Genomic DNA, 7299 nt, shown 5'->3' on the forward strand with positions numbered 1-7299 from the left:
GTCAACGCTGTCTCCCCGGGCTTTACCAAAACGAACCTCAACGGCTATTTGGGCACCGAGACCGTCGAGGAAGGCGCTCGCGAAGCGGTGCGCGTCGCGCTGCTGGGCCCGGACAGCCCAACAGGGACGTTCACGCGCTGGGAGAATGAAACGATCCCGTGGTGAGGGAGTCGCGGGCGATCGGAGGGATTGATGGATCAGGCCAGGGCGGTTGCAAATCCTCGCCTGAACAATCGGTCACTGCGCTGCGTTTGGCCGTCATCGGATTGATGTCGGCTGAGGGCCACTCGGCAAATTCGATGAGGCGACTGGCAGTTGCACCTCGGAAGCAGCCGTTGCTGTGGCGCGAGTTCGAGCGGCGGCTCGGGGTCGAGGCCGTGTGAAAACGAATGCGTAATGCGGTGCTCGAAAAAAATTGACCCTCCAGATCGCTCTGTGTTGGCCTAGTGGCAACTCGGGAAGGGTAAAGCGACACCCAAAAACCGAGTACTTTTGCGTTTTCACACGGCCTCGGTCGCGTTCTGCCGATCGCAGCCTCTCGATGGTTCAGGTCTCGTATGCCGCTTGCATTAGGCAGTGACCGTTAAGTCCGGCCGCTAGTCCCCGCGCCTTCTCACGGACATTCGGACGTCGGCTCCGCTCAGACATCACACCTTCGCGCGTCGGTCCTGCCTGTCGCGTAGGCCGCCATTCCAAACTAATTGTTTCGGCAGAATACACTTTAGTACATCGACACGCGCCCTTCAGTATGTCGTCCTCCTGTCGTTATATAGGACGATCCGATACTAATCGTCGGCCAGCGCAGCAGGTGCCGCATCGCCGCCCGCTATCGCACAGTAAGCGGTGCAGCAACCTCTGGACAACCATGTTTTCGACGATAAAGGGCAGCCTGGCGCTGGCCATGGCGTTTTTGAGCGCACTTCTCGTGGCAATCGGCACAATTGGTCTGATCGGCATGAGCCGCTCGGATACCACGACCTACGATCTTTTCACCAACCTGATGCCGAGCGCCGTTTCAGTCGGAAACGCCGAAATGTACATGGCGCGCGAACGCCTGAGCTTCGATCGCGCCGCGATTAATGCCGGTACGCCGCCCTCCGCCGAAGATGCAATCGGCCACGGCGCTCTTATGCGCAAGGCATCGGATGAGGCGTGGGCAACGTATGCTGCTTTGCCGCAGGGCCCGGGCGAGAAGCAACTCGCCGATACCTTCAACAGCCAGCGGCTCGCACTCCAGAAGCTGCTGGACGCGAGCTACGCTGACGTCCGTTCCAACGACCACGACAGAATCACGAAGGCCGCAAGTGCTATGTCGGTCGCGTTCAACGAATTCGCCAAGTCGGGCGTCGAGTTGCGCAAGTTCCAGTTCGAAGCCGCCAAAGCCGCGTACGACGAGGGCCAGGCGACCTTCAACGCATTCCGCATGCTCAACATCATCGCCATTTTTCTGGGCATGGCCGCAGCCGGCTACTCGTGGCTGTCGCTGCGCCGGAAGATCGCACGTCCGCTCGATGCGGCGCTCGCACAATTCGACGCCATCGCGTCGGGCGACCTTCGCCGCGACGTCGTCGTGACGTCGAACGATGAAATGGGTCAATTGCTTCGCGGCCTCTCAAAGATGCAGGCGAGCCTCATCGATACTGTGCGCACGGTGCGCACAGGCAGCGAATCGATCGCCTCGGCCACTAAGCAGGTCGCAGCGGGCAATATCGATCTGTCGTCGCGCACGGAAGAGCAGGCGTCGGCGCTGCAGGAAACGGCGTCGAGCATGGACGAACTGACGGGCACCGTGAGGCAGAATGCCGACAACGCGCGACAGGCCAGCTCTCTCGCGGCCAACGCGTCGGAAATCGCGGACAAGGGCAGCCGCGTGGTGTCGCAGGTCGTCGACACAATGGGCGAAATCAATCAAAGCTCCGCCAAGATCGCGGACATCATCACGATCATCGAAGGCATCGCGTTCCAGACCAACATCCTTGCGCTCAATGCAGCCGTGGAAGCGGCGCGGGCCGGCGAAGAAGGCCGCGGCTTTGCGGTCGTGGCGGGCGAAGTGCGCTCACTCGCCCAGCGCTCGTCGGCGGCGGCGAAGGAAATCAAGCAACTCATCGGCACCTCGGTTGAGCGCGTTCAGTCGGGTACCTCGCTCGTCGATCAAGCCGGCCGCACGATGACTGAGATTATTGGCGCAGTGCAGCGCGTGACCGACATCATGGGTGAGATCGCGGCGGCATCGGAAGAGCAGAGCAGCGGTATCGAACAGGTGGCGCGCGCCGTGACGCAGATGGACGAAGTCACACAGCAGAACGCGGCGCTGGTGGAAGAAGCAGCGGCAGCGGCGCAGTCGCTTGAAGATCAGGCCGGTGCACTGAGAACGGCTGTCGCGACCTTCCGCCTTCACGATGAAGCGCCGCTCGGCGTCGCCCCCATGTGAAGCCGAAGGCGAAAGCGCCTGCAATGGCTGCGAGCCGTGCGGCGCCGGGAATGCGCCACTCGCCTGCCAATCCCGCGGCCGATGGACTGAAGCCGGCGGCGGTACGCAGCGAATGGGAAACGTTCTGAACTGAGCATGGCAAGACTGGCACACCGGCCCGCGCTTGCTGAACAATGAAATCGATATCGATTTGTAGATGCGCGGACGGGTAACACGAGAGGCCAATATGCGCCAGACCAAACACCCACCACCGGATGTCATCAAGTGAATATCGGGTTGTAACTTCAAAGTGGCCGTCGGAGCGGCACCGCGTCGAGCGGCGGTAGTGGGTCGACTTGAGCCGGTCGCCGTCGCCGGCATCGTCCGTTCGACAGCCCGGCCTGACTGGGTCCAGGTTACACGGTCGCAGGGACATGGCTATAAAGATTCTCTTCTTATCTCAATGGCTGTATTTCGCCCGCCAAGTCGCCTTATGCAAATCAAGCCGCTGCAATGGATCTGACAGCGCGAGTTGACGATTTTATTTCCAATCCGAACGAAATAAAAACGTCTAATTCGCCTCAGGATCAAAGGTGTCACTTCGCATCGCGCGGCTTGAAATATGTCGCAATGCACTGTTTTGTCAAGAAATTCCTTTGCAACAAGGCCGCTTGTCAAAAAGCTGAAGGAAGTCTTCCCAGAAAATTGCATGGGCTCGTAACCGATGCACCTGGGAAAGTACAACACATTGAAGATCGCCTATTCAGACTGCGTAGTTGGCGCTGCACCGTCCGGCACATCATTTCCCTTCGCGCGCATGCATTCCAGGTACGCGAGATAGTATCTTTGCTGCGCATTCAGTTGTGCCCGTGACACGTTGGCATCGCTCTGAGCGCGGGGGTCCACGCCGCGCGCCAGCTGCTCTCTCGCATACTGTTTGCACTGCGCATCGTCCCGCAGAAAGACGGTGAATGGCTTGTCGCGCCCCGGCTTCACAGCTACCGCCGGCCCAATTGGCTGCGACACGCATCCGGTGACAACCCCGGAAATCGTTACGGCAATCTGGACTCGGCAGAGAATACTCACGGCGTCCGTCCTTATCCGAAGCTCAAAAAGCATCTGTAGCCCAGTACACGCAATAGTGATAGCAGGACCATCACCATTGCAAGTCCCCTGGCTGCCATATCCGGGGCCCTGCCAGCCGATATTGACCCATCACCGCGTTGCGGGCTCTTTCCGGCAAGTTGCTGACGTTCAGCCGCATCGAGCGGTGGACATTCAAGTGGCCGATCCATTTAGACAGCGGCCGTTCGCAGAACGGCTTATTGCAACGCGCGCTTTCATTGCCACATGCTTCGCGCGACGCAGTGGCTTCACCTGGTTTTCTGGCGCTTGCGTTAGCGTGCGATGCCGCCGACCGTATCTCTTCCTCAAGCGATTCTCAGCGCCTGCAATATCGGAAGATGTACTTCAGCGAAGCGATTCGCTTTCGCAATCAGATCGCCGCTGGTGTTCGGCGGGCTAACGGAAACGCCCTCCATGGCGTGAACTGGCGCGGGACTCGTGCGCAAAGCGTCAAGGCGGCCCTGGACGCGCAGAGCGCAAGCACGCGATAACGCTGCACGGCACTTTAATGCGCGATGCCACCGCTGCCCCTTGCGCGCAGCGGTGGTAGTCGCGCCGTGGGAGGGTTTCATGAGAACCTTGCAACACTGGCGCTTGCGTCCAGCGGTCCTGTCGCACCTCGTCCTCCTCGTTTTATCCGCAGTTGCAGGCGTTCTGCTGCACCCGGTTACGCCCGCTGCCGCGGAAGAAGGAGTCGATGGCCTGCCACTGACGCATGTCGCCGACATCCCGTTGCCGGGTCGGGCCACCCGGCTCGACTACGAAAGCTACGACGCCGCTCGCCATCTGCTGTTCATCGCTCACCTCGGCGACGGGGAAGTGATCGTCTTCGATGTGGGTGCGTCGCGCGTGATCGCACGCATCGCTGATGTCTCATCCGTTCACGGCGTGCTCGCCATTCCCGAACGTTCACGCGTGTTTGCTTCAGCGACAGGAACGGACGAAATCGTCGCCATCGACGAAGCGACGCTAAAAATAGTCGCGCGCATGCCAGGGGGGCACTACCCGGACGGGATGGCTTACGCGCCAGAGGTGCATAAGCTCTACGTATCAGACGAGACCGGTAACACGGAGACCGTCATTGACGTCCGAACCAATCGGCGTATCGCGACCATTCCACTCGGCGGTGAGGTTGGCAATACGCAATACGATCCGCGATCGCATCACATCTTCGTCAACGTTCAGAGCCGCAACGAACTCATCGAAATTGACCCGACCGTCGACAGGATCGTTGCCCGTTTTGGGCTTCCGGGAGCCAAACACAATCATGGGCTGCTGATTGATTCGCAGGATCGGCTCGCCTTTATCGCTTGCCAGGGAAACGATAAACTGCTCGTTTTCGATCTGGGTGCACGGCGAATTATCCGGTCGTTCGACATTGGCAGCGACCCCGACGTGCTCGCGTTCGATCCGGCACCTGGCACACTGTATGTGGCGGGCGAAGCTGGCATCGTTTCGATGTTCAGCGTCAGAGGCGCGAATATCAGGAAGATCGGTGAGGGCCGTCTCGGGCCAAATGCGCATGTCGTCGTTATCGATCAGGCTACACACCATTCGTTTTTCGCGCTGAAAGACGTCGGCGGAAGTCCGGTGCTTCGTATCATGTCATCGCAATGACGCTACCACCTTTGGTCGGCGCAAGCTCCGCGGCGCCAGCGTTGCCAGTCGTCCTCCTGTATCGCAAAGGACCCAAGGTGGCGCCACGTGGTCACGAAGCGGACACACTTCGGGAACTCGCGCGACAGATCGCGGAGCTGAAAGGCACGCAGCTTGCGGGCGAATTCGATGAAGCATGCGCCTATCCGGCGCATCGTTATCTCGTTCCCGACGACACGCTCACCGTTGCGCTCGCGCACAAGCTCGGCGTGCGGTCCGTACGCGATCTGTATGGCGGCGTCGTGCCGTTTCCCTTTGTGGCGACGAAGCTCATTGCGCACGGCCTGCCCGACGGTGCAAAAGCTTCACCCCCTGGCTGGTCCCATGCGTTCAGTTCGCATACCGCGTCACTCGTGTTGCCGGGCTACTCGGCATTTTCACGCGAGGATGCGTGCAACGCCGCGCGCATCCTGTGGGAAGGCGGCCGCGTGCGCGTCAAGCGGCCCTATGGAATCGGCGGCGCTGGACAGGCGCTCGTTGAGAACCTCGACCAACTGGAGGCGGAACTCGATGCGCTCGGCGACGAGGCGTTGCGAGCAGAAGGCATCGTCATCGAGCGGCATCTGGATGGGATTGAAACATTCAGCGTCGGCCAGATCGAGATCGACGACATGAAAGCGAGCTACTATGGCGTGCAGCACCTGACCGTCAACAATCGCGGCCACCATGTTTATGGCGGCACGGATCTGGTTGTGGTGCGAGGCGGCTTCGATGCGCTTGTGCGGCTCGAGCTTCCGGAAAACATACGGGAAACCATCGCGAAGGCGCGCGCGTTCGATGCCGCTGTGCACAACGACTACGCCGGGTTCTTTGCATCGAGGCGAAACTACGACGTGGCGCGCGGTTTCGATGAAGCGGGCGTCCTTCATTGCGGCGTGCTTGAGCAGTCCTGGCGCGTCGGTGGCGCAACGGGTGCCGAGATCGGCGCACTGCGCACGTTCAGAGCCGAACCGGACGCGCATCTCGTGTACGCGTCGACACGCGAGATCTATGGAAAAAATGTACGGTTACCCGCTGGGGCGTGTGTGGTCTACCGTGGTGTCGATGCGCACGCTGGTAAAATCACGAAGTATTACACGCCAGGCAGGGAACCCCGCAAAGGAGCGTCGATTGATGACAGCTGACCGTTACGAACTGCAGATCAAGGTCGAACACGGCCATCTCGACGGCACCATGCTTGTGCCGAAAGCGACCGTGCCCGGCGTACTTTTCGTGCACGGATGGGGCGGCAACCAGGGACAGTATCTCGAACGCGCGAGGCAGGCGGCGGCCATGGGCTGCGTATGCCTGACGTTCGACCTCACAGGGCATGCGCGTACGCAGAGCGAACAGCAGACAGTGACGCGCGAGACGAACCTGAACGACCTGATTGCCGCGTATGACTCGCTGGTTGCACATCCGTTGATCGACCGCAATTCGATCGCGGTGATCGGCAGCAGTTATGGCGGCTATCTCGCGGCCATCCTGACGGAGTTGCGCCCCGTGCGGTGGCTCGGTCTGCGCGTGCCCGCGTTGTATCTCGACGACGGCTGGACCACGCCGAAACGCGCGTTGCATGTCGAGCACGATCTTGTGGAGTACCGCAAGCGCATCGTGCCGGCGACGGAAAACCGGGCGTTGCGTGCCGCCGCGAGCTTCAATGGCGACGTGCTGCTGGTCGAATCGGAACACGATGAGATTGTTCCGCACACGGTCATCGCCAGCTATCTGCAGGCATTCCTGCGCGCGCATTCGCTGACGTATCGCATCATCGAGGGCGCGGATCACGGCCTCTCTGACGACGGCAGCCAGCGCGCGTACACGGCGCTGGTTGTGAACTGGCTAGGCGAGATGGTCGCGGGCTTGCGCGCCGGCAGCAGCGGCGCGGCGCCGGATCGCACAAGAACCTAGGCGCGAATTCGTTGCCGCGAGCGGCGACGCGTCATGGTTGCGGCCTCCGTTCGAGGCACTCTGTCACGCTTTTTGGGAAGCGTAGAACGTAGGCGCGATCAAATTTGAAGTGCAACACCTTGCTCGTGTAAGGTGTGCCAATGCAAAAAAGAAGTTACCAACAACTGCAGCCTGAAGAACGCATGACGATTGCAAGCATGAAGCAGCAGGGTTCGAGC

General features: G+C 60.5%; 6 protein-coding genes. 5 read left to right on the forward strand and 1 reads right to left on the reverse strand.

The window, feature by feature from the left end:
• The first annotated feature begins 865 nt into the window (after nt 1–865).
• Nucleotides 866–2431: a methyl-accepting chemotaxis protein gene (locus F6X42_RS41025; protein ID WP_187639493.1), complete on the forward strand. Its 1566-nt coding sequence runs from the start codon at nt 866–868 to the stop codon at nt 2429–2431.
• A 738-nt stretch (nt 2432–3169) separates the two neighbouring features.
• Here F6X42_RS41025 and F6X42_RS41030 read toward each other — a convergent pair.
• Nucleotides 3170–3496, reverse strand: coding sequence for a hypothetical protein (locus tag F6X42_RS41030; RefSeq protein WP_187639494.1), 327 nt, complete (start codon nt 3494–3496; stop codon nt 3170–3172).
• Nucleotides 3497–3633: 137 nt separating this feature from the next.
• On the opposite strand from F6X42_RS41030, the gene F6X42_RS41035 reads away from it, so the two are divergent.
• From F6X42_RS41035 to F6X42_RS41050, 4 genes are all read left to right on the forward strand, one after another.
• Nucleotides 3634–4026, forward strand: a complete 393-nt coding sequence (locus F6X42_RS41035) for a hypothetical protein (RefSeq protein ID WP_187639495.1) — start codon at nt 3634–3636, stop codon at nt 4024–4026.
• A gap of 79 nt (nt 4027–4105) precedes the next feature.
• The gene (locus F6X42_RS41040) at nt 4106–5152 is read left to right on the forward strand and encodes a YncE family protein (RefSeq protein ID WP_187639496.1); all 1047 of its coding nucleotides are present in this window, start codon (nt 4106–4108) and stop codon (nt 5150–5152) included.
• Complete coding sequence (locus F6X42_RS41045; RefSeq protein WP_187639497.1) at nt 5149–6315, forward strand: DUF3182 family protein; 1167 nt, start codon at nt 5149–5151, stop codon at nt 6313–6315. The genes F6X42_RS41040 and F6X42_RS41045 overlap by 4 nt, the downstream gene beginning before the upstream one ends.
• A complete protein-coding gene (locus F6X42_RS41050; RefSeq protein ID WP_187639498.1) occupies nt 6305–7081 on the forward strand; it encodes an alpha/beta hydrolase family protein in 777 nt (258 codons plus the stop codon). The genes F6X42_RS41045 and F6X42_RS41050 overlap by 11 nt, the downstream gene beginning before the upstream one ends.
• Nucleotides 7082–7299: the final 218 nt, after the last annotated feature.

It is taken from the genome of Paraburkholderia podalyriae, from assembly GCF_014397785.1.
Classification (GTDB): Bacteria; Pseudomonadota; Gammaproteobacteria; order Burkholderiales; family Burkholderiaceae; genus Paraburkholderia; species Paraburkholderia podalyriae.

Excerpts from the sequence above, each read along its gene's own strand:
- F6X42_RS41050 (WP_187639498.1), top strand. The coding sequence starts at position 6,305 with ATGACAGCTGACCGTTACGAACTGCAGATCAAGGTCGAACACGGCCAT.
- F6X42_RS41045 (WP_187639497.1), top strand. The coding sequence starts at position 5,149 with ATGACGCTACCACCTTTGGTCGGCGCAAGCTCCGCGGCGCCAGCGTTG.
- F6X42_RS41040 (WP_187639496.1), top strand. The coding sequence starts at position 4,106 with ATGAGAACCTTGCAACACTGGCGCTTGCGTCCAGCGGTCCTGTCGCAC.
- F6X42_RS41025 (WP_187639493.1), top strand. The coding sequence starts at position 866 with ATGTTTTCGACGATAAAGGGCAGCCTGGCGCTGGCCATGGCGTTTTTG.